Origin of the sequence: Caldisphaera sp. (assembly GCF_049974385.1) — an archaeon.
Lineage (GTDB): Archaea > Thermoproteota > Thermoprotei_A > Sulfolobales > Acidilobaceae > Caldisphaera.
The window spans coordinates 56,522-76,651 of record NZ_JBMFIW010000002.1 but is presented as its reverse complement, the minus strand read 5'-3'; the positions used below and the strand labels follow the sequence as shown (position 1 = coordinate 76,651).

Annotated in this window: 21 protein-coding genes and 1 tRNA gene; 13 read left to right on the top strand and 9 right to left on the bottom strand. The window is 31.1% G+C overall.

Annotation, left to right across the window (positions count from 1 at the left end):
- Nucleotides 1–4: 4 nt before the first annotated feature.
- The 5 genes from ACP5GV_RS01010 (at nt 5) to ACP5GV_RS00990 (ending at nt 2,418) form a co-directional block, all read left to right on the top strand.
- Entirely contained in the window at nt 5–640 is a 636-nt protein-coding gene (locus ACP5GV_RS01010) for an METTL5 family protein (protein WP_292320991.1), read from the top strand.
- Entirely contained in the window at nt 618–1,250 is a 633-nt protein-coding gene (locus ACP5GV_RS01005) for an exosome complex RNA-binding protein Csl4 (RefSeq protein ID WP_428089455.1), read from the top strand. Before ACP5GV_RS01010 ends, ACP5GV_RS01005 begins: the two co-directional genes overlap by 23 nt.
- A gap of 9 nt (nt 1,251–1,259) precedes the next feature.
- Nucleotides 1,260–1,862: a DUF2067 domain-containing protein gene (locus ACP5GV_RS01000; protein WP_428067965.1), complete on the top strand. Its 603-nt coding sequence runs from the start codon at nt 1,260–1,262 to the stop codon at nt 1,860–1,862.
- Between the two features lie 4 nt (nt 1,863–1,866).
- Complete coding sequence (locus tag ACP5GV_RS00995; protein ID WP_292320997.1) at nt 1,867–2,175, top strand: RpoL/Rpb11 RNA polymerase subunit family protein; 309 nt, start codon at nt 1,867–1,869, stop codon at nt 2,173–2,175.
- A gap of 158 nt (nt 2,176–2,333) precedes the next feature.
- Nucleotides 2,334–2,418, top strand: a tRNA-Leu gene (locus tag ACP5GV_RS00990).
- On the opposite strand, the gene ACP5GV_RS00985 is transcribed toward ACP5GV_RS00990, so the two are convergent.
- Nucleotides 2,400–2,690 carry a hypothetical protein gene (locus ACP5GV_RS00985; protein ID WP_428067967.1) on the bottom strand — a complete coding sequence of 97 codons (291 nt, stop codon included), beginning with the start codon at nt 2,688–2,690 and terminating at the stop codon, nt 2,400–2,402. The genes ACP5GV_RS00990 and ACP5GV_RS00985 overlap by 19 nt on opposite strands.
- Nucleotides 2,691–2,847: 157 nt before the next feature.
- Between ACP5GV_RS00985 and ACP5GV_RS00980 the strand changes: the two genes are divergently transcribed.
- The 6 genes from ACP5GV_RS00980 to ACP5GV_RS00955 all read left to right on the top strand — a co-directional run bounded on the left by ACP5GV_RS00980 (nt 2,848) and on the right by ACP5GV_RS00955 (nt 8,851).
- Entirely contained in the window at nt 2,848–4,797 is a 1,950-nt protein-coding gene (locus tag ACP5GV_RS00980; RefSeq protein WP_428101809.1) for a molybdopterin biosynthesis protein, read from the top strand.
- Between the two features lie 100 nt (nt 4,798–4,897).
- On the top strand, nt 4,898–5,170 hold the full coding sequence (locus ACP5GV_RS00975; protein ID WP_292321003.1) for a hypothetical protein: 273 nt from the start codon (nt 4,898–4,900) through the stop codon (nt 5,168–5,170).
- 75 nt (nt 5,171–5,245) lie between these two features.
- Complete coding sequence (gene hemL / locus ACP5GV_RS00970; RefSeq protein WP_428101828.1) at nt 5,246–6,490, top strand: glutamate-1-semialdehyde 2,1-aminomutase; 1,245 nt, start codon at nt 5,246–5,248, stop codon at nt 6,488–6,490.
- The gene (gene hemC, locus ACP5GV_RS00965) at nt 6,491–7,390 is read left to right on the top strand and encodes a hydroxymethylbilane synthase (RefSeq protein WP_428101807.1); all 900 of its coding nucleotides are present in this window, start codon (nt 6,491–6,493) and stop codon (nt 7,388–7,390) included.
- Nucleotide 7,391: 1 nt separating this feature from the next.
- Entirely contained in the window at nt 7,392–8,132 is a 741-nt protein-coding gene (cobA, locus tag ACP5GV_RS00960; RefSeq protein ID WP_428101805.1) for a uroporphyrinogen-III C-methyltransferase, read from the top strand.
- Nucleotides 8,117–8,851 (top strand): uroporphyrinogen-III synthase, encoded by a 735-nt coding sequence (locus ACP5GV_RS00955; RefSeq protein ID WP_428101803.1) that lies wholly within the window; start codon nt 8,117–8,119, stop codon nt 8,849–8,851. Before cobA ends, ACP5GV_RS00955 begins: the two co-directional genes overlap by 16 nt.
- 44 nt (nt 8,852–8,895) lie before the next feature.
- Here the strand turns inward: ACP5GV_RS00955 and ACP5GV_RS00950 are convergent, their stop codons facing one another.
- The 3 genes from ACP5GV_RS00950 to ACP5GV_RS00940 form a co-directional block, all read right to left on the bottom strand.
- Nucleotides 8,896–10,515, bottom strand: a complete 1,620-nt coding sequence (locus ACP5GV_RS00950; RefSeq protein WP_428101801.1) for an HD domain-containing protein — start codon at nt 10,513–10,515, stop codon at nt 8,896–8,898.
- Between the two features lie 97 nt (nt 10,516–10,612).
- Nucleotides 10,613–11,626, bottom strand: coding sequence for a bifunctional phosphoglucose/phosphomannose isomerase (locus tag ACP5GV_RS00945; protein ID WP_428067978.1), 1,014 nt, complete (start codon nt 11,624–11,626; stop codon nt 10,613–10,615).
- Nucleotides 11,627–12,297: 671 nt separating this feature from the next.
- Entirely contained in the window at nt 12,298–12,657 is a 360-nt protein-coding gene (locus ACP5GV_RS00940) for a hypothetical protein (RefSeq protein WP_428101799.1), read from the bottom strand.
- Between the two features lie 128 nt (nt 12,658–12,785).
- Between ACP5GV_RS00940 and surE the strand changes: the two genes are divergently transcribed.
- Nucleotides 12,786–13,607 (top strand): 5'/3'-nucleotidase SurE, encoded by an 822-nt coding sequence (gene surE / locus ACP5GV_RS00935; protein ID WP_292321017.1) that lies wholly within the window; start codon nt 12,786–12,788, stop codon nt 13,605–13,607.
- A gap of 46 nt (nt 13,608–13,653) precedes the next feature.
- Here surE and ACP5GV_RS00930 read toward each other — a convergent pair whose 3' ends face one another.
- From ACP5GV_RS00930 to ACP5GV_RS00915, 4 genes are all read right to left on the bottom strand, one after another.
- Complete coding sequence (locus ACP5GV_RS00930) at nt 13,654–14,985, bottom strand: hypothetical protein (protein WP_428101797.1); 1,332 nt, start codon at nt 14,983–14,985, stop codon at nt 13,654–13,656.
- Between the two features lie 56 nt (nt 14,986–15,041).
- Nucleotides 15,042–16,328 (bottom strand): NAD(P)/FAD-dependent oxidoreductase, encoded by a 1,287-nt coding sequence (locus ACP5GV_RS00925; protein ID WP_292321021.1) that lies wholly within the window; start codon nt 16,326–16,328, stop codon nt 15,042–15,044.
- 80 nt (nt 16,329–16,408) lie between these two features.
- On the bottom strand, nt 16,409–16,684 hold the full coding sequence (locus ACP5GV_RS00920; protein ID WP_428101795.1) for a 30S ribosomal protein S25e: 276 nt from the start codon (nt 16,682–16,684) through the stop codon (nt 16,409–16,411).
- Between the two features lie 43 nt (nt 16,685–16,727).
- Nucleotides 16,728–17,162 carry a DUF2153 family protein gene (locus tag ACP5GV_RS00915; protein ID WP_428067987.1) on the bottom strand — a complete coding sequence of 145 codons (435 nt, stop codon included), beginning with the start codon at nt 17,160–17,162 and terminating at the stop codon, nt 16,728–16,730.
- Nucleotides 17,163–17,323: 161 nt separating this feature from the next.
- Between ACP5GV_RS00915 and ACP5GV_RS00910 the strand changes: the two genes are divergently transcribed.
- A complete protein-coding gene (locus tag ACP5GV_RS00910; RefSeq protein WP_428101793.1) occupies nt 17,324–19,159 on the top strand; it encodes an aldehyde ferredoxin oxidoreductase family protein in 1,836 nt (611 codons plus the stop codon).
- Here the strand turns inward: ACP5GV_RS00910 and ACP5GV_RS00905 are convergent.
- On the bottom strand, nt 19,156–20,100 hold the full coding sequence (locus ACP5GV_RS00905; protein WP_292321028.1) for a transcription initiation factor IIB: 945 nt from the start codon (nt 20,098–20,100) through the stop codon (nt 19,156–19,158). The genes ACP5GV_RS00910 and ACP5GV_RS00905 overlap by 4 nt on opposite strands.
- Between the last annotated feature and the right edge of the window lie 30 nt (nt 20,101–20,130).

Sequence of the window (20,130 nt, the reverse complement as noted above, 5' to 3'; positions counted from 1 at the left end):
AGTCTTGAATAAAAAAGATGTAATTAAAAATGTTAAGGTTTTTCTAGAAAATGAATTACCTTCGATAGATAGTCCTAGCCGTAACTTAGAGCAATATAATACTCCATCTGAAATTATTTTGGATATGCTTAATCATGCTTATATTTCAAATGTGATTGAAAATTCGATAGTTCTCGACTTGGGTTCAGGGACTTGTAGAATAGCTTTAGCCTCTTTAATTTTTGGCGCATCGAAAGCCATAGGTATTGAAGTAGATGAAAGATTTTTCAGGCAATGTTTATATGCTGAAGAGTCTTTAGGGCTAAAAGGAAGGCTTTTTTTAATAAATGCTTATATAAACAAAAATTTAGGTCTAATTAAAAAAGGATCAATAGATTTAATAATTATGAATCCCCCTTTTGGTGTATGGAAAAGAAATGCAGATAAAACATTCTTAGAATACGCTTTTTCATTGAGTCCAAATAGAATTTATTCAGTTCTCAAATCAGGAAATTTAAATTTCCACTCTGCTTTAAGCTATAGGTGGGGGTATAGGTTGAGATTAATAAGCACTAGAGAGTTTCCAATACCAGCTTCAATGGAACATCATAAAAGCAGGATAAGGAGGGTAAAGGTAGATGTCGTTCTCTTTGAAAAATGATGTAGTTGTGCCTGGAGAAATTGTAGCTCAACAAGAAGAGTTTGTTGAAGGAGAAGGAGTATATGTAGATCAGGAAACAGGATTTTTGAGGTCGGCTTTCTTAGGTAAAATAGCTATAGATCTCAACAATAAGATGATATCTGTGAATACTCATAAAAAATTAAAATTACCTAAGAAAAATAGTATTGTTTTATGTTCAGTCTCATCTGTAAAAGAAAATATAATATTTGTTGACATATTTGGCGTTATAGTTTTATATCCAAGACCTAAGTGGGAACATGAATTTTCAAGTCCTTTATCTGGTGCTATTCTTTCAAATCAAATTGGTGTAGATAAATATAATGATTTAACTGAAATCGTGAAGCCTGGAGATATTATACTAGCTAAAGTTATTAGTTCAACGAATCCATTCAATCTTTCATTAAAGGGACCCCAATTTGGTGTAATATATTCTATGTGCTCTAAATGTGGGGAAGTAATGACTCCAATTAATAATGACCAGCTTAAATGCCCTAAGTGCGGTAATGTTGAAAAAAGAAAAATATCTAATTTAGCTACTTCTAAACTTTTAAAGATAGATATGAAAAAAACAATAATGATACCACCGTAGGTGCCATTAATGAAAAATATAAAAAAGAAATTGGTTTTTAGTTTAAAAGAAGGGTACGATGCAGAAACTATTTTTAAAAAAATTAATGAGATCATATCAAGCCAAGAGGCATTAATTAGAATAGAAGATAACAAATTAATTATAATTTTCTTTGTAACCCCCAGAGATATTAATTATATTAAATCTAAAATAAAAGAAATATTATCTTTTGAATCTAATAAAGGTAAAGTTAATGGGTTTAAGTATAATATTGGCGATATTAATCCAAGTGGTGGAAGGGATTTTTTAGATATTTTAGTCTTTATTTTAAGTAAGCAAGGATATAAAACGGAGATTGATGATGGCTTTATTATAACTACAGCAAATAAGGAAAAGGTAATATCTTTAGCAAAAGATTTAGAAAGAAATCTAAAGGAAATATCAGATAAAAATTATAGTAATGCCGTTAAAAAAGTTCTTGCATGTTATTTGACTATCTACAAGAAAGACATAAGTGAAGCTGATCATTTTATAAAGGAGGGATTAAATTTAGGAATTTTAGAAGAGAATAAAAATAAGATATATACTAAATATAGTTGGAAGGAGACGTATGAAATGTTAGGCAAGGTGTAATAAAATGGTAGGCAATATTAAGATTAGCAAAACCGAACAGGGAATATATAAGATAGAAATAGAAAATGAGGATCATACTTTGGGAAATCTTTTATCCACAACTCTACAGGGATTAAAAGGCGTAAATATTGCATATTATGAAGTTCCTCATCCTCTTGAGAATAAGTTAATATTATATATTGATTTGGAAGAAGGTATAGATCCAAAGGAAAAGGTTATTGAAGCCTTAAAAAAAATAAAAGAAATGAACTCAGAATTTAGAGACAAATATCTTCAAAAAATAAAAGAAATGAACATAGATATAGAAGATTAATATTATGATCTAAATATTTATAAAGATTTTTCATTATATTCTAAAAAAATATGTTTCTCATTTTTGTGTAGAATTATCTATGATAGAGGGTAAAAGGAACCTATCTGGAAAACAAACGATAAATACTTTAAGGGTAAGCTAGATAATTGTATAAATGCGCGGGGGTGCCCGAGCCTGGCCAAAGGGGACGGGCCTAAGACCCGTTGGCGTAGGCCTGCGTGGGTTCAAACCCCACCCCCCGCATTTTTATAAATATTTTCAAATTCTTCGATTAAACTTAATAAAAATAAATGATATTTTTGATTTACTTCCGTACTATTATTAATACCACAATTGCAATCTCCATTAAAATACGATAGCTCATAAAAATATCCACTTTCTTTAAGTCTGTCGCATAACTCTTTACATCCATTAAGTGAAATGACAAAGCCATCTATTGAATAAAATCTTAATATTATTCCACAACAGATGTTTTCTTTACATTTATTTATGAAAATTCTTGCCTCTTTTTTCATTTATACCATCTCTATTAATAAAATTCTTAACTGTATTATTATTTTTATAGATTAAAATATTAAAAAGAGATTTAATTTTAACCTCTTTTAAGTTGCAAATAGAAATATTTATAAAAATAAATGGTTTAGAGCTTTATTAGATTATTAGGTGAAAAACATGGCACTAGTGTTTCATAAATTGGTCTCCGTAGAGGAGGCTTTAAATTTAATAGAAAAAGAATTAAATGGAATAAATACTTTAGGTGTTATAGAGGTTCCTTTGTTTGAGTCAGTGAATAAAGTTTTAGCTGAAGATCTTATTGCTCCTATAGATTATCCTCCTTTTGATAGATCTACAGTTGATGGATACGCAGTTAGATCAATAGATTTAGCAGGAGCCAGCGAAATAGAGCCAAAAGAACTTGAGGTTATAGGAAAAGTTGAAGTTGGAACTAATCCAACAATTGAAATTACAGAAGGTAAGGCAGCTCAGATCTCAACAGGAGCTATGGTTCCAAGGGGGGCTGATGCAATAGTTATGGAAGAATATGTTAGCAGGAAAGATAATAACATAAAAGTTTATAGGATGGTTTCTCCTGGAGAAAATATTTCAATGTCTGGAAGTGATATTGCAACTGGAGACGTAGTAATAAGAAAGGGGACTCAAATAACTCCGAGGGAATTGGCAGTTTTTGCTGGTTTGGGATTAAATAAAGTAAAAGTTTTCAGGCCTCCCAAAATAATTGTTTATTCAACTGGAGTGGAAATTGAAGAACCCGGAAACAAGTTACCTCATGGCAAAGTTTATGATACAAATGGTTATGTGATAACATCAATGCTAAAAGAACTAGGTTCTGAAGTTTATTTTAAGGGAATATTACCTGATAATTATGAGAAGATGAAAAATGAAATTGAAAACAGCATAAGGGAGGCTGATATTCTAATTACGACTGGAAGTACATCAGCCGGTTATGGTGACATGATATATAAGGTATTTAATGATATAGGAGCTAAAATTATAGTACATGGATTAAAGTCAAGACCTGGTAAGCCAACAGCTATAGCAGTCTTAGGTAAGAAGATCTTGTTTGGCCTTCCAGGATTTCCATTATCTGCAATGATGAATCTGTATAACATTGTTGATCCAGTAGTCAGAAAAATGATGGGGAAAAAAGACTTTGAAAAAGCTAAAGTGAAGGCTAAGATTCCTTTTAGATTAAATGCAGGCAAAGGATTTACTGAACTAATACCTGTTCAGTTAGTATGGAATAAAGATAGTCTAAGTGCTTATCCGATATTAAGTGGTTCTGGCTCAATTGCCGGAATTAGCATTTCCGATGGTTATATAGTTGCGGAAGAAAATAGAGAATATTTCGAAGAAAACGAAGAAGTAGATGTTTACTTATTTTCATCCTCAATTAAACCTCCTGATTTAACTATAATTGGTAGCAATTGTCCTGGAATTGAGGTTATTCTTGGGATATCTAAAATACAAAATACTAGGATAATAAATGTGGGTTCCTTAGGTGGATGGCAAGCTATTAAGCGAGGAGATGCTGACTTAGCGGGATCTCACCTTTTGGATGAAAATACCATGAATTATAATATACACATGCCTAGGATAATGGGTTTAGAAGACAAAGTATACATATATAGAGGATATTCAAGAGAAGTTGGAATATTAATTAAAAAAGGTAATCCTAAAAAAATTAATGGGGTTAAGGATTTTCTCAGAGATGATGTAGTTATAATAAATAGGAACAAAGGCTCAGGAACAAGAGTTTTGCTGGATAAGTTATTAAAAGACCTAGGAGTTACAAATCCAGAAAAAATTATAAAAGGTTATATGTATGAGGTTAAAACGCATTCTGCCGTAGCTACTGCAATTTTGCAAGGTAGGGCTGATGCAGGTATGTCTTTGAGAGCTATGGCAGAAATTTTTAACTTAGATTTTATACCAATAGGTTATGAAATTTATGATTTTGTCGTGAGAAAAGACAAATTAGAAAACAAATTTGTTGAAAAATTTATTGACACGCTTAAAAACGAAGAATTCTTTAAAGAGCTTGAAAAAAGGCTTCCAGGATATAAAGCGTTAAAGGAAAGTGGAAACAGAATATATCCATAGTTTTAAAATTATTATAAATAAAATAATTGAATTGATTTGGTATTATTGAATTAGACAACTGAAATAAAGTAATACAGATACTGTTAATTAGGGTAAAAGTATGTTAGATGAACCATCTTGGGAATTGCAGAAAGAAAGACCTATGGCATTAATAATAGCAATCTCAGAAAAAATTGGGACTAAAGACCCCATATTAATATCAAATTTTATGAAAAAGCTTATAAAATTGAACTCATGGATAGGTAGCTTTTCATTACTTTTATCAGAAAATCCTGAAGAAATATCAAGAATAATCAATGATATAGAGTTAGGTGTAATGCCGAGAAGGGAATTAATAAAGAAGGTATATGAAATAATAAATGAATTTGAATAGCCTAATTTATTAACACTTAATACATTTTTAGTTAACAGCATTAATAGGTGTATAATATTGAACGATAGAAACAAGATGCTATATGAAAGAGCAAAAGAAGTTTTTCCAGGAGGTGTAAATAGTCCAGTCAGGGCAGCTGTAAAGCCTTATCCTTTTTTTGCTAAGTATGGTAAAGGTGCATATATTTACAGTGAAGACGGAAGCAAACTAATAGATTATGTATTGGGTTATGGACCACTTATATTAGGTCATTCTAACGAATATGTATTAAGTAAAATTAAAGAAGAGCTAGATAAAGGATGGCTATTTGGTGTACCCAAGGAGAACGAGATAAAGTTGGCTGAAAAAATAATAAGCTATATAAAGCCTAGGGGAATGATCAGGTTTGTTAATTCTGGAACGGAAGCAACTATGACTGCAATTAGGCTTGCTAGGGGTTTTACTAATAGAAAATATATAGTTAAATTTGATGGTTGCTATCATGGATCTCATGACTCTGTTCTTGTCCAAGCAGGTAGCGCTGCAACTGAGTTTGGAGTGCCAAATAGCCTAGGTGTGCCCGAGGATGTTGCAAAGCTAACTTTAGTTGCTAAGTATAATGATTTGAACTCTATAGAATCTATATTTAGTAATTATGGCGATCAAATAGCTGCTGTTATTTTAGAGCCAGTTATAGGAAATATGGGTGTTATTAAGCCCGATAAGGATTTTTTATGGGGAATTAGAAAGATCACAAAGAATAATGGATCTCTTTTAATATTTGATGAAGTAATAACGGGTTTTAGAATATCTATGGGAGGAGCTCAAGAATATTTTGGCATAGACTCTGATATAGTAACTTTAGGAAAAATAATAGGAGGTGGATTCCCGATAGGGGCAATAGTATCTAAAAAGGAAATCTTAGAATCTCTAACGCCTGAAGGGAAAGTATTTAATGCAGGAACTTTTAATGCTCACCCTATATCTATGGTTGCAGGTCTCTCCACATTGGAGTTTATAGAAAAAAACAATGTATTAGATAAAGCATCTAAAGCAGCGAAGATGTTAAATGAATTATTGATTGATTACGGAATAAAATATACTATAAATAGAGTAGAAAGCATGATGCAGGTATTCTTTACAGAAAAAGATGTATTTAATGCAGATGATGCAAGGAAAGCTGATAAAGAAAGCTATACCAAGCTGCATGAAAAACTCTTATCTAAAGGAGTATTTATACCTCCAAGCCAATTTGAGACCATATTTACAAGTTATGAGCACAATGATGATATAATACATTATACTGCAGAAAAAATAGCTGAAATTATTAGGGGGACATGATTGAAATTAGTTGTCTCAACAAGAGGAAGCAAGTTAAGTTTAAAACAGGTTGAACTGTTTAAGAGCTATATAAATAAATTTGTAAATGTTGATTTAGAAATTAAAGTTGTTAAAACTAAAGGGGATATTATTCAGGACAAGCCTTTATACAGCATAGGTGAAAAAGGTTTATTTGAAAAAGAAGTTAATAATACAGTACTTAAAGGAGAAGCTGATATTGCTGTTCATAGTATGAAAGATTTGCCTAAGGATATAGATCCAAGGCTAGATATAATAATGGTTTTGCCAAGAGAAATTCCTAACGATTCTTTAATTTTTTCGAAAAATGTCGTAGATGATTTAGAGAAAATACCAGAAGGATCTATTGTTGGTACTTCAAGCATGAGAAGAAAGTCATTTCTAATGCATTATAATGACAAAGTGATTATTAAGCCTTTAAGGGGTAATATAGATACAAGAATTAAGAAACTTAACAATAATGAATATGATTATATCATATTAGCAGAATCAGGTATCAGAAGACTTGGGCTTGATCCAAAAAGAATTATTTTACCATTAGATATTTTTCCACCAGAACCAGGCCAAGGCATAATAGCAATTGTTGGTATTAAAGATAACTCGAATGTTAAGACTATCTCGAACTATACAGACAAGTTGACCCATTATATGGCAATAGCTGAAAGAGAATTTTTAAAAGAGGCGAAGGCCGGCTGTAGTTCACCATTAGGTGCAGTATCTATAATACATGATGATAAAATTGTAATAATAACCGGGCTTGCTTCCTTTGATGGAAAATTTATGGAAATAGTTAGATTTAAGGATTACTTAAACAATGCAGAAAAATTAGGCAAAAAAGCTGGGGAATTTGTTTATAGTATTATTGATAAGGTGTTGAAATAAATTGAAAGGTAAGGCATATATTGTTGGAGCAGGACCAGGAGATCCTGATTTAATAACTATTAAAGCATTAAAAATTTTAAAAGAAGCTGACGTTGTTATATATGATAGACTAATACCTCTAAAGGTTTTAGATTATTGTAAAAATGATTGTGAATTAATTTATGCAGGAAAATCTCCCGGCAAACATGAAATGGAACAAGAGGAGATAAATGAAATAATAGTTAAAAAAGCCATGGAAGGTAAGAAGGTAGTTAGGCTAAAAGGTGGGGATCCTTATATTTTTGGAAGAGGAGAAGAAGAATGCTATTATGTAAATAGTCATGGGATAGATTGCGAAGTTGTACCTGGAATTCCTTCTTTTATAGGAGCATCAGTTTATTCTGGTATACCATTAACTAATAGGAAGTTATCATCAAGTTTTTCTGTTATAACTGGTAGAGAAGCTGAAGAAAAACGCAGCAAAACCGTTAAGGTTGAAGAAATAGCAAAGTCCAGCGATACAATTGTTATTATGATGGGTGTTTCGACTTTAAAAGAAAATTTAGAAAAAATTGCTAATGTAAGAGGATACGATGAATCATGTGCAATAGTTATGAATGCAACTACTGAAATGCAAAAAGTTGTTACTGGATCAATTAAAGAAGTTTTAGATAATTACGATAAGCTCAGCTTAGAAAATCCTGCTATAATAATAGTAGGTAAAACCATTAAGATGAGGGATAATTTATGGAAAAAAAGTTAGTTTTATATTTAGGGCCAGAATATCCGGAACATATTCAAAAAGACTTAGAAAATAAAGTACAAATTGTTTTTTTGCCAATATTAGATATAATTCCAATAAATAAGTCTTCAATAGATTTTTTAAATAATATTGATAAGTGCGATTGGATAGTATTTACTAGCCCAAGAGGGCCAAAGATTTTAGCTAATGATGCCAAAATTAACAAAGTTTTTGATTTAATAGTTGGAAAAATTAATAATAAGAAATTAGCTGCAGTAGGTTCGGAAACAGCTAAATCAATAGAAATTTATTTAGGTAGAAAACCCAATTTAATGCCTAAAAGCTATACAGGAAAGGAATTAGGTATCGAATTATCAAAAATTAATAGTAAGTGTGTTTTGTTAGCCAGATCTAAACAAGGTTTAAAGGATATAAATGAAATATTAAAAGAAAAAAGTATAAATTTTGTTGAAATAAATCTTTATGAGGAAAGATTAAACGATAGGAATTTGTTAAGTATAAATGAATTTTTAATTAAAAATGACGTACAATATGTTTTGTTATCTTCGCCATTGATTGCAGAAGCATTTTGTAATTATATTAAAAAAGATGATATTAAAATAGTTTCAATTGGACCTTCAACCTATAATGTTTTAAAAGAAAAATGTCCCAAATATATTGTATTGATGCCTCAAAAATACACATTAAGCTCTGCTATAGAATTAATCAAAAATTTTTGACAATCATTTATAAGTTTTGGTATTTAGAGCAAAAATAAGGCAGTTTAATCCATTTCTTTGGCTTTTTCTTCAAATATACTAGAGATTTCTTCAGATACAGATTTCCTTATATCATTAATTTTGCTTCTCAGGATCATATGGTCATTTTCATTATCAGAATAAACATATACCAGAAAAACTGGTATTGAACCAATTTGAACTAAACTTCTTATATACATTGATTCTTTCCAATTAAATATATTTGATATTTTCATTATTTTATCTTCACTAATTATTTCTTCGTCATAATAGTCCACCTTAACTGAATCTATATTTGATTTTTCTCTAACAAAGTCGTTAATTCTATTTCTATCTATTCCTTTAACTAATTTTCTTATGTTTTCACTTGAGGATTTTCTACCAAGTTTTTCTAATACTTGGGATGCTATTATCATAACTTGTTCTGGTCTTTTAAATACAGATATTGGTAATAGCTCTCTCCTATTCAATAAGCTTAGAGCCCATCTTTTTATTTGAGTAGAACCTTTTATTGCTGATGCTTTTATTATGACATCCATTTCATTATCATCAAAATAATAGTTATCATTAGCTATGGCATTGGATAACTTTATGGGATTAAGGAAATCAGCGAGATCTATATCTTGATACAAATCTAATTTAACTTTATCCCACTCATCTGCTAGGCCATTAACAAATTTTTCCACGGATTTGCTTATTGCAATGGATTTATGATGGAAATAAACTGATTTATACATTTTGTACCTTGCATCAAATATATCTTCTAAAGTAGGCATGCTCTTCATATCTAATGTGATATATGTTTTTTCTCCATCCATTGAGAGCTTAATACCATAAATGAGCCTATCGATGTCTATATTTCCATAAACAATACCTGAAGTCAATGCATCTCTTTGCAAATAGTCAAGCCTATCAGCATCAACTATTTCGTTAGAGATTATATTTTTTATTATTCGTGCTGCTTCACTTGTCAAATTGAGTTCTTCTAAAACTTTGCAATTGTTTTCTTCGAAAAGAGAAACGGAAGCCGCTTTTATTGATATATCCAGTAAATTGAATTCAGTTTTTTCTGCCATTTTTGACAATTGATTTATGAAATAATACGTGTAGAATTCATGTACTTTACCCCCTTTTTCTGCTAACATAGACAATATATTTCTGAGTTTTTTAGAAACATCTTCACTTATTTTTTTATCTTCATTTGAATATGCTAAAAGGTTTTTTATTCCAGACTCGATCATGTGGCTAAAAGCTAGATGTCCTAAGTCATGGAGCAAACCCGCTAATCTTGCTGCTTGAATAAAGCTATTGTAAGCTTTTTCATTGCAAGTAGTAAAAAGAGCTGCACATAGTTTAGAATTGTGCTCTGACAAGGCATAATTTAAAATTTTATTGGCCATTCTTGAAGCTATATGCATGCTTCCAAGGGAATGTTCAAGCCTTGTGTGTTTGGCTGATGGAAAAACTAGATAATTTGCTCCAAGTTGTTTAATATTATGAAGCCTTCTCATAAAAGGTGTTTGGAGTATCCAATACTCTCCTGCATTTATTGGTATAAATCCATGAACACTATCTAGAATCATAGCCTTGTATTGATATAAACCTTGGCTTTCTTCATTCCCTATTTTATGCACTATATCGTACACCAACGTTAATAATAAATTATCAACATTAATATATTTTTTATATGAGAAATTGAAATTTTATTATATATAAAAATTAAATTATTTGAAATAAATTTAATTAATTCAAATTAGCCTTTTCGAGTGATTTCTTATATTCACCAGTTATTGATGTATCTGTGGGATTAATTCCCTTTAACTTTGCTAAATATACTGATACATAACCTGCAAGCAATGTACTTTGAATGAGCTTTGAAAATAAATTATTGCCTCTTGGATTTATTTTTATTAGAGTCGACCCTTGTTTTTCATAAATTTTTTCTAACAAGTTAGCAAGAATAAAGCATAGTTTTTCTTTTTCGTCAGGTACAAATAATATAAATGCTGTGTTTTTCATTTGATCCAATTGCCATACTACTATATCATTGTGCGCTGATTCAGGGTATAATTCTGATTTTGCTAGAGCCTTAGCATTTTCGCTGAATTCTTGTCTCCATCTATTAGCTAATAATTCATATGGGCCGCAACCTGATATTATGTAAAGATTTTTATCTGAGATATTACTTGCAATATTTAATCCTTCTCCTCTTGAGGTTCCTTTGAGTGTTTCTATTGCTTCGTTAATTTCATTATCATTTATCAAGTTTATATTTTGAGCTTTTAAAGCTCCTAATGCAGATGAAACTAGTTCTGCTATAGCTGTTCTGGGATAATAGTTTTTATTAATTGAAACGATTGGAGATCCGTTTTTCTTAGCAAGTTCTTCTAATTTTCCACCGCTAGTTATTGCTATAACATTTGCTCCAATGCTATATGCCTGCCTTGCGCATGAGAGAGTTTCATGTGTATTACCTGAATAACTAATAGCAACAACCAAATAATCTTTGTTAACCCAACTGGGTAAGGTATCTCCTTTAACCACTTCTATAGGAATATCAATTTTAGAGTTTAACCCTAAAACTCTTATGTAATCGCCTGTTACTCCACTGCCACCCATACCTGATAAAATAACTCCTTTGAATTTTTTATTAAATGATTTTATTTCAATACCTTTTTTATATCCTTCCTGAATTTGTTTTGGAAATGTATCGTATAGAGAAAGCATCTCTTCAACTTCTTTAATGAAATCGACCAATTTTTATCCCTATTTGTATATTTAATTGAGGGAATAAAAACATGTGAGTTATCTCATCCTAAAGGACAAGATTCCTGCTTCATGGCTTTACCATATATTGTAGTAAAACGGATAAAGGATATCTATTTTAAAGTCTTACGAGACTTTACAGGGCTAAGGATTTTTCCCGACACATTTTTTGAGTATGTTTAATTATGCATTTTAATCAGCCAGCAACTTACACGAAAAACAGGAAAATGTATGATCTGATAGTGACAAATCTTCTTTCACAAGACTCTACCTGATATACTTCTCAGAGATCAGCTTTACTAGGATCAATTTCTTGCCGTATTTCTCCATATAGTTGTTGAAAAGCTTGATAATAGAGCTTTTAGTATCTTATTTGTTTCCTCAAATCAAAAGTCAACTATATTAACTTTGTGTAAGTTAGACCTCTTCCACCTCTTTAGTAAAAATAGATGTAAGCCTACAGTATATTGTTTATTTCACATGATAAATTCAACTAGTAACGCACTTAAAGCTAGCATATGATAAAATGGAATCCTACAATTAGCATGGCATTACTTAAAAATTGTAGGATAAATAATTAAAAATATAGCAAGGAAGTTATCTATTACCGTTATGGATGGCGAGGTTTTTTGCCCCTTAAACCTATATGCTTATAAAATAATTCATTGCATTTTTTTCTTTCTACCTCCTCTTCTTTTTGGTTTCTGTTGTGATTCAGGTTTTGGTTGTTCCGCTGTTGTACTTTCCTTTGAGAGAATCTCTTCATGAACAGGCTTTTTTCCTTCATTTAAAAGCGAAAGTGCTTCGTTTACATCTTTTACATTTTCAAATTTTTTTGCAAGCTCATTTTCACCTATATAATAAAGCCACTCTGCTATATGTTTTTCTTTTATATGATAATTAACGGCATTTGGGTCTATTTTAGAAAGTCTCTCAAGCTCATTCTTTAATTCATTTACATCATGGGCTATTCCTATGATTCTTTCGTAGCTCTTAAACAAAAAAGGCTCTTTTTGATTCAACTTTATCGCCTCAATTTTAATATGTTAATTGAAACTAATATCTTTAACTAATTCTTATTAACTAATTTTAGTAAACTTTAAAAATTTAGCAATACTTTAATTTATTGCTAAAGAAAAGAGTGATAAAAATGATAGGCTCAGTGATGGTAACCAACGACGATGGTATTGAAAGTCCTGGAATAAAATATTTAATAGAAGAGTTAAGTAAAAAGGGATTTGATGTATATGTTGTTGCTCCAAAAAATCAAGTTAGCGGAGCAGGAAAATCACATTCATTTAATGTTAAAGTTGAGAAATGTGATGTAAAATATGCTAAAAAATCGTGGTGTGTTGATGGAAAACCTGCTGATGCTGTAGCAATAGGAATAAAATATCTTTTAAATGATATAAAACCCGATTTAATACTGTCTGGGATAAACATAGGCCCAAATATGGGCTTAATGGATTTCTTTACAAGCGGTACAATTGGTGGAACATTAGAAGGGGTTTTGCTAGGCTATAAAGGTATTGCATCTAGCTTTGCTGTTTTAAGAGGTATAAAAAACCAAGAACAAGATAATTTACTAAGAAAAGCAGCAAAGATAACTGCTGAAATATCTTTATTATCGTTAGAAATTTTTAAGGATGAACAAATAGACTTAATTAATATTAATTTTCCTTCAGTAAATCCATTAGGAATTAAGGTAACCAAAATTTCATGGCTTTCAAACATAGATGTTAAAATTGATTCTAGCGAAAATGTTTATCAAGTCATGGGGTGGAAAACAGAAAAATTAGATGAAGCTTATGTAGGTGGAGATGAAGATAGTGATGTAGTTATGGTTAAAAAAGGATACATATCAGTTTCACCCTTGTGTATAAAGTGCATTCCAGATAAGATTTCATATACAAAAGCATTTGCTAAAATAGAAAGTAAATTAAGTAGAATCGAAGAAGTCTTGCAAAATTAATAAAAAACTTGTTTTTGAGGTTAAATAAACATAAAAACTATTATATTTAGCAATCCCATTCCATAGACCAAGGCGAGCAAAATCTGAAAATTAATATTGATAGTTTCATTAAGTCTTTCTTTTCCAAGCTATTTAATTTAGATATGGGACAATCATCTATACATGATATTTGTATGGTCTTCTCATCAAAAATTATATTAATTAAGTCTCTATCTCCATATATCTTTATCTTATTATTTAACCAATCTTTCTCCTTTAATGCTAAAAGATTTATGCTACCATCTTTAGGTGGTTTTTTAAGTGTTATTGACTCTTTAGCCATTTCTATTGCTTTTTTTACTTCAAAAACTGACCCTCTATTTTTAACACTTGCCTCTCCAGTTAATATTATACTTGCCCCTGCTTCTATGGATAAAAAAGTTGATAATGCATTTACGCCTGTGGTATCTGCGTCAATTAGCTCAGATACGTTGTTAACTCCCATCATTATAGGATAACCTAAATCAGATATTGCTTTAGCTCTTATCAAAGAATCTAAGAATCCTGGGATTAATGGAGGATAAGCTATTGGATCTAATATTATTTTTAGTTCTCTATTTTTTAGTTCTCTAATATTATTTTTAATCTCTTCATTTGTTTCGTTGATCAATAGTACAGAGACTTTATCATAAAGCCAATCAATATTTTCATAAAGCGATTTTATAGAAAAGCTCATAAGTATGTCTACTTCATCTTTAAAATTCTTTAAAATCTCTATATTGCCATCTAATCCTATTGGAACTGAAGTTATTTTATTTAATGAAGAAATTATGTTTTTCAAATAATCATAAGATATAGAAGGCATTATTCCCAAAATTATTGAGTCTGCTCCATCCTCTATATATTTTTTTGCAATGTTAATTACATTATCTATTTTTTCTTCGTTATACAGGAAAATCTCAGCAAAGACTCTGGGATAAGATTTATAGATTTCCAGGTTTTTAATTTTAAGCAATGGTTTTTCAGTAATATTTTTTATTTTATCTTCTACTATAAGTCTAAAAATTTTTCCATAGATTTTATCAGCGCTAACTTTGGGACTTAATTCTTCTGGCTTTACATATTTAATTAAATCAAATAAGTAATTTTGAAAAATTGTTCCCTTAACTATTTTTCCATTAAACTCGCTAAAATCCCATATTAAATTACCTGGTAAAATTATGATATCATATTTATTAATATAATTAATTATCTTATTAATGAGCTGCTCCTTACTCATACGATATAAATCTTTAATCTCTAAATAATAAAAAGAATAGTCATCTTCTAATAAAATATCAGGTTCTGGGAAGCTTTTTACGTTTGTAGTTATTAATAGTATTTTTCTTTTGTTTTTCAATTTAGACCCCATAATATTATATTTAATAATTAAGATATGTTTTTAGCAGAAAAGTTTTATATTATTAAAAATTCTTTTTCTATTAACCTTTTTTCTAGACCTAGCCATGATATTTCAAATTCCTCCTTATTAAAGAGCTCTGCATATTCTTTTCCAGTTGCAAGACTGGCGGTGATTCTTCCTATGGAATCTCCTTTCATAATTCCACTTCCGCTTGTACCTGCTGAAACTACTAGATTGCTCTCGAAGGGTTCATATATAATTGGTTGCCCGTCGAAACTTATATCATAATGACCAGCCCAAGATGCGTATGGATTCTTTTCTTTGAATTGTTCAAAATATAATGATAATATAGGTAATATGTTATAAACATAGAAGTTTTCCTCTGGTAAAGGATTATCTTCTGCTTCAATTTTTCTTCCTATTTCATCACTTAGACCTATCCAAAAAGTGTTTTCTGATGGGTTAGGTCTAATATATACACCTTTAGGCATGATTACAAAAGGCATTGATTTTTCTTTATTAAAATTGTTTGCGTATAATATTTTTTTCAATTCTTCGCTATCTGCTCTTATTGAAAATATTTGCCTTTTCTTTGGCCTACTATACGAATCAATACCTATATTGTTTAAATATATGTTGCTCCATGCCCCTAGAGCTGCTATAGTTTTCTTTTTAGATTTTACAATAGTTCCATCGTTTAACCTTACTCCTTTAACTTTTGTTTCTTCCCAAACAAAAGGTTCTCCTTCTATACCTAATGGATTTTCTGGTTCTACTATAAACTCCTTAATTCCCACACCAAAAGAAAAACTCGCATTTCTTTCTTTGAGTTTATTATAGTAATAGTCTACTATTTTTTCTGGATCTATTATGCCTGCGTTTTTAAATAAATATGATTTATATATATCTCCTGCATTAAGTAGACTTGCTTCTTCTTTATCTTCTACATGAGTTTTGATCATAAGATTTTCTTCTAAAAAGTCGTTTTCTAATTCAGAAAATTCAATGTTTAGCTTTTCCGCATATTCTAAGCCTTTCTTTATATTGCTATATTCTTTTTTATCTAATGAAAACAGATAGCCAACAAACTTCATGCCCAATTCAAAATTTTTTATATTTTGTAGGTACGAGTAAAAATCTATACTTGATTTAGAAAGCATAATATTTAGCTTACTAGTAAATGCAGATCTAAAAGCTGCTGCGCTTTTTGAAGTGTCCCCAGCACCCGGTCCATCAGCTTTATCGACTACTAATATTGATGAATTTTTATCTTGCTCAGATATATAATAAGCTGTTGCTAAGCCAACAATACCTGATCCTACTATTACATAATCTGGCATTAATTATACACCTTCCATCAGCTTAATGTAATTAAAGAAGAATATAAACAAATCCCTGTTCCAAACAATATAAAAATTTTTTATTCTTGTTTAGGTATATATATTGGGTTCCTTCTGCTTGGAGAATAGAGAACTAATATTCCTTCTTTTTGAAGTTCTTTTAATAATTTTCTGGCTGTTGATACTGCTATGCTATAGTTACTTGCGAGCTTGCTAGGAGTAATATAATTTACTTTAGCCAAATCTTTTTTAGCCTTAGCCAATAATTCGGGACTAATTTCGAAAGCGCTTATCTGTTTCTTTTCTTCTTTGGCCTTTACTTGTTTGCCTTGTTTCTTCTCAACTTCTTTTGACACTTAGATCACCTAAAAGAATTATAGAAATTTGAGTTAAAAAGTTTTAAAATGATATAGTTGTTGTCCCTCTTCCTTCTTCTCTCCTTTCTTCTCCTATTTCCCTAAATCTTGCTACTAATGGGTTCAGTTTTCCTTCCTTTGATAGTTCGTCTAGCATTTTTCTCATTTGAGAAGTATGCCCTATATCCATTGAAATCAGTTGTTGCAATATATTTACTGTTTGATCCCATACTTGAATTAAAAGATCTTTAGAAGCATTTGTAGTGATAAATGGATCTTGAAGCCAATCATCAAAAGCTTTTAATGTTCTTATCATATGATTGAACGCTATTCTTGTATGAACAATTATGTCTAATCTATCGGAATCTCTAACTTTTGGATAACTATCTTTAAAAGAATCTAAAACTGCTTGTTGCATAGATATCCATCTATCAAGATTCTTTAAAAATTCTCCTATGTCTTGCCTGTACTGAGACACTCTTTGCACCTCGATATTTTTATAGAGGCTAAGCCTATTATTTACAGATATTTCTCGCTTTTTAAAGATCCCATTTGTTCTATTAAAAAATGGAAATAAGGTTAACTTATAGAAACAAATATAAAATCTTCAATTTCTTTTAATATAGTTGGTGGTTTTATATGAAAGGATGGAATGGGAAAATACTATGGATAGATTTAAACAAAAAAGAGACAAAGACTATAGAATATCCCAAAGAATGGGCAATGGAATACATAGGAGGAAGAGGTCTCGCAATTAGAATTTTGTGGGAATATAATAAGCCCGGAGTTGATCCGTTTTCTCCTGAAAATCTTTTGATATTTGCTATAGGTCCTTTAACTGCGATGCCAGTTCCAAGCAGTGGAAAGCTACAGGTTGCATCAAAAAGCCCCTTAACTGGAGGTTATGGTGATGGAAATATAGGTACATTATTTTCAGTTGAGATGAGAAAATCAGGACTAGATGCTATAGTGTTTTATGGCAGATCAGAAAAACCTGTTTTACTTAATATTGAAAATGATAAGGTAAGTTTTGAAGATGCTGATGATTTATGGGGTATGGATAGTTGGAAGACTGAGGAGAAGTTAAGGAAAAGATTTGGCAGATTTTCAGGTATAGTTGAAATAGGTCCAGGTGGAGAAAACCTAGTAAGATTTGCAACAGTTATGAGTCAAGAAGGTAGAAGTGGAGGTAGACCTGGTATTGGAGCTGTTATGGGGTCAAAGAAAATAAAAGCAGTTGTAATTAAGGGAACTAAGGGTTACGATTTATTTGATGAAAAGAATTTTAAAATAGAAGGTGCTAAGGCTTTAAAGGAAGTTAGAGAAAGGCCTGGTTATAACTTCTGGATGAGAGAAGGCACAATGGCAACTATAGATTGGGCCCAGGAAGCAAGTGTTTTACCGACTTATAATTTTAGTGAAGGCGTTTTCGATGAATATAAAGGTATCGATGGATATACCATGGAATCTTTGAAAGTTGATCAAAGAGGATGTCCTGGCTGTAATATGCAATGCGGTAATGTAATAATAGATTCTGAGGGAAACAAAAGCGAGCTTGATTACGAAAACGTTGCAATCTTAGGAAGTAATATAGGAATAAATAGATTGCAAGACGTTGCCGTTTTAAATACTTTAGCTGATAAATATGGCATTGATACAATAAGTCTAGGAGGAGTATTGGGTTGGGGAACAGAAGCAAGTCAAAAAGGTTTGTTAGAAGGAATTGATGGAAGGAAATTGGAATGGGGGGATTTAAAACTATATAGAGACTTAGTTTCTGAAATAGCATTTAGAAAAACCGAATTAGGCAATTTGCTTGCGGAGGGCACAATGCATGCTTGTAATAAAATTGGTGGTTGCGACTTTGCTGTGAATGCAAAAGGGCTTGAGGCAAGCGCTTATGATTGTCATACTGCGCCTGGTATGGCTTTAGCTTTTTCCACTTCTCCTATAGGAGCACATCATAAAGATGCATGGGTCATAAGTTGGGAGGTTCAAAATGACAGATTTTCTTATAGTAGAGAAAAGGCCGCAAAAGTTATAGAATTACAAAGAATTAGAGGAGGAATGTTTGAAAGCATAACTACATGCAGATTGCCTTGGGTAGAAATTGGGCTTAACTTAGATCATTATCCATTGTTGTTAAGCTATGCAACTGGTTTAAAATATACATGGGATGTCATATATGAAATTGCTGATAGGATTTATGCTTTGATTAGGGCATTCTGGATTAGAGAATTTAATACATGGAATAGATCCTATGATATGCCTCCTGAAAAATGGTTTAAGAAACCATTAACTAAAGGTCCTTTAGCAGGCGGTAAATTAAGTTACGAAGGATATAATCAATTGTTAGATCATTATTATGATTTAAGAGGATGGGATAAAAATGGTGTTCCAACAAAAGAAACTTTAAAGAAATTAAACTTAGAATTTACAATACCTACACTAGAAAAAATAGTTAAATTAAATTAAGATAATTTAGATGCAGCTTCTCCTGCTATTTCTTTGTATCTGTTTCTTACAGTAACTTCAGTTACGCCTGCGACATGAGCTACTTCTTTTTGAGTTCTTCTTAATCCGTGCTTAAGAGCTGCTAAATAAACTGCAGCTGCTGCTAAACCACTCGGATCCTTACCTGCTGTTGTTCCTTTACCTCTTGCCTCTCTCAATATTTTTATTGCTTCTACCGTTACATAATCAGGAAGTCCTAAAGCACTAACGATTCTGTTTACAAACAATTCTGGTTCTATTACAGGTATATCAACCTCAAGGTCTCTCACTAGAAGCCTATAGCATCTGGCTATCTCTCTTTTGACATCGTTGTCCTTTATAGATAAATGTTTAGCTATTTCATCAATTGTGCATGGTATCCTAAGTTTACGGCACGCTGCATATAATGTAGCTGCAACAACGCTTTCTATGCTTCTGCCTCTTGTTAATCCTTTTTGAGTAGCATCTCTATACATTTTCGATGCTTCTTCTCTCACTTTATTCGATAATTCCATATGTGTAGATAATTCATCTAAAATCTTTAATGCTTGGTTTATATTTTTCTCTAAACTGCTTAGAGTCCTTCCCATTCTATAGCTACGCTGTAACCTTAGCATATCTATCCTTCTCGATAAGCCTCTAATTTTTTTGCCGCTTCCTTCATGGAAACTGCCAATATACACGTCTACTCCCATATTCGGTTTGCTTAATGATAATGGTCCTCCTACTCTTGTTCTTCTAGCCTTTTCATCTGGTGTATATGCACGCCATTCTGCCTCGTCTCCTATAACTTGTTCTTCTATAACTTCCCCTGTTTCTAGGCAAATTCTAGCTCCCATATTAGCATCATAAATTATCTTATCAGGCGGGCAATTCACCTTGGACTTAGATTTATCCTTACCAGAATCTTGCTTTTCAGACATGCACTTCACCAAACCTTTTAAACTTTTCCT

Bases quoted from the DNA above. Each gene is read 5' to 3' on its own strand.
- ACP5GV_RS01000 (WP_428067965.1), top strand. From the start codon at position 1,260: ATGAAAAATATAAAAAAGAAATTGGTTTTTAGTTTAAAAGAAGGGTAC.
- ACP5GV_RS00925 (WP_292321021.1), bottom strand. From the start codon at position 16,328: ATGCCAGATTATGTAATAGTAGGATCAGGTATTGTTGGCTTAGCAACA.
- hemL (WP_428101828.1), top strand. From the start codon at position 5,246: ATGCTATATGAAAGAGCAAAAGAAGTTTTTCCAGGAGGTGTAAATAGT.
- surE (WP_292321017.1), top strand. From the start codon at position 12,786: ATGATAGGCTCAGTGATGGTAACCAACGACGATGGTATTGAAAGTCCT.
- ACP5GV_RS00995 (WP_292320997.1), top strand. From the start codon at position 1,867: ATGGTAGGCAATATTAAGATTAGCAAAACCGAACAGGGAATATATAAG.
- ACP5GV_RS00985 (WP_428067967.1), bottom strand. From the start codon at position 2,690: ATGAAAAAAGAGGCAAGAATTTTCATAAATAAATGTAAAGAAAACATC.
- ACP5GV_RS00955 (WP_428101803.1), top strand. From the start codon at position 8,117: ATGGAAAAAAAGTTAGTTTTATATTTAGGGCCAGAATATCCGGAACAT.
- ACP5GV_RS00910 (WP_428101793.1), top strand. From the start codon at position 17,324: ATGAAAGGATGGAATGGGAAAATACTATGGATAGATTTAAACAAAAAA.
- ACP5GV_RS00975 (WP_292321003.1), top strand. From the start codon at position 4,898: ATGTTAGATGAACCATCTTGGGAATTGCAGAAAGAAAGACCTATGGCA.
- ACP5GV_RS01005 (WP_428089455.1), top strand. From the start codon at position 618: ATGTCGTTCTCTTTGAAAAATGATGTAGTTGTGCCTGGAGAAATTGTA.
- ACP5GV_RS00980 (WP_428101809.1), top strand. From the start codon at position 2,848: ATGGCACTAGTGTTTCATAAATTGGTCTCCGTAGAGGAGGCTTTAAAT.
- ACP5GV_RS00905 (WP_292321028.1), bottom strand. From the start codon at position 20,100: ATGTCTGAAAAGCAAGATTCTGGTAAGGATAAATCTAAGTCCAAGGTG.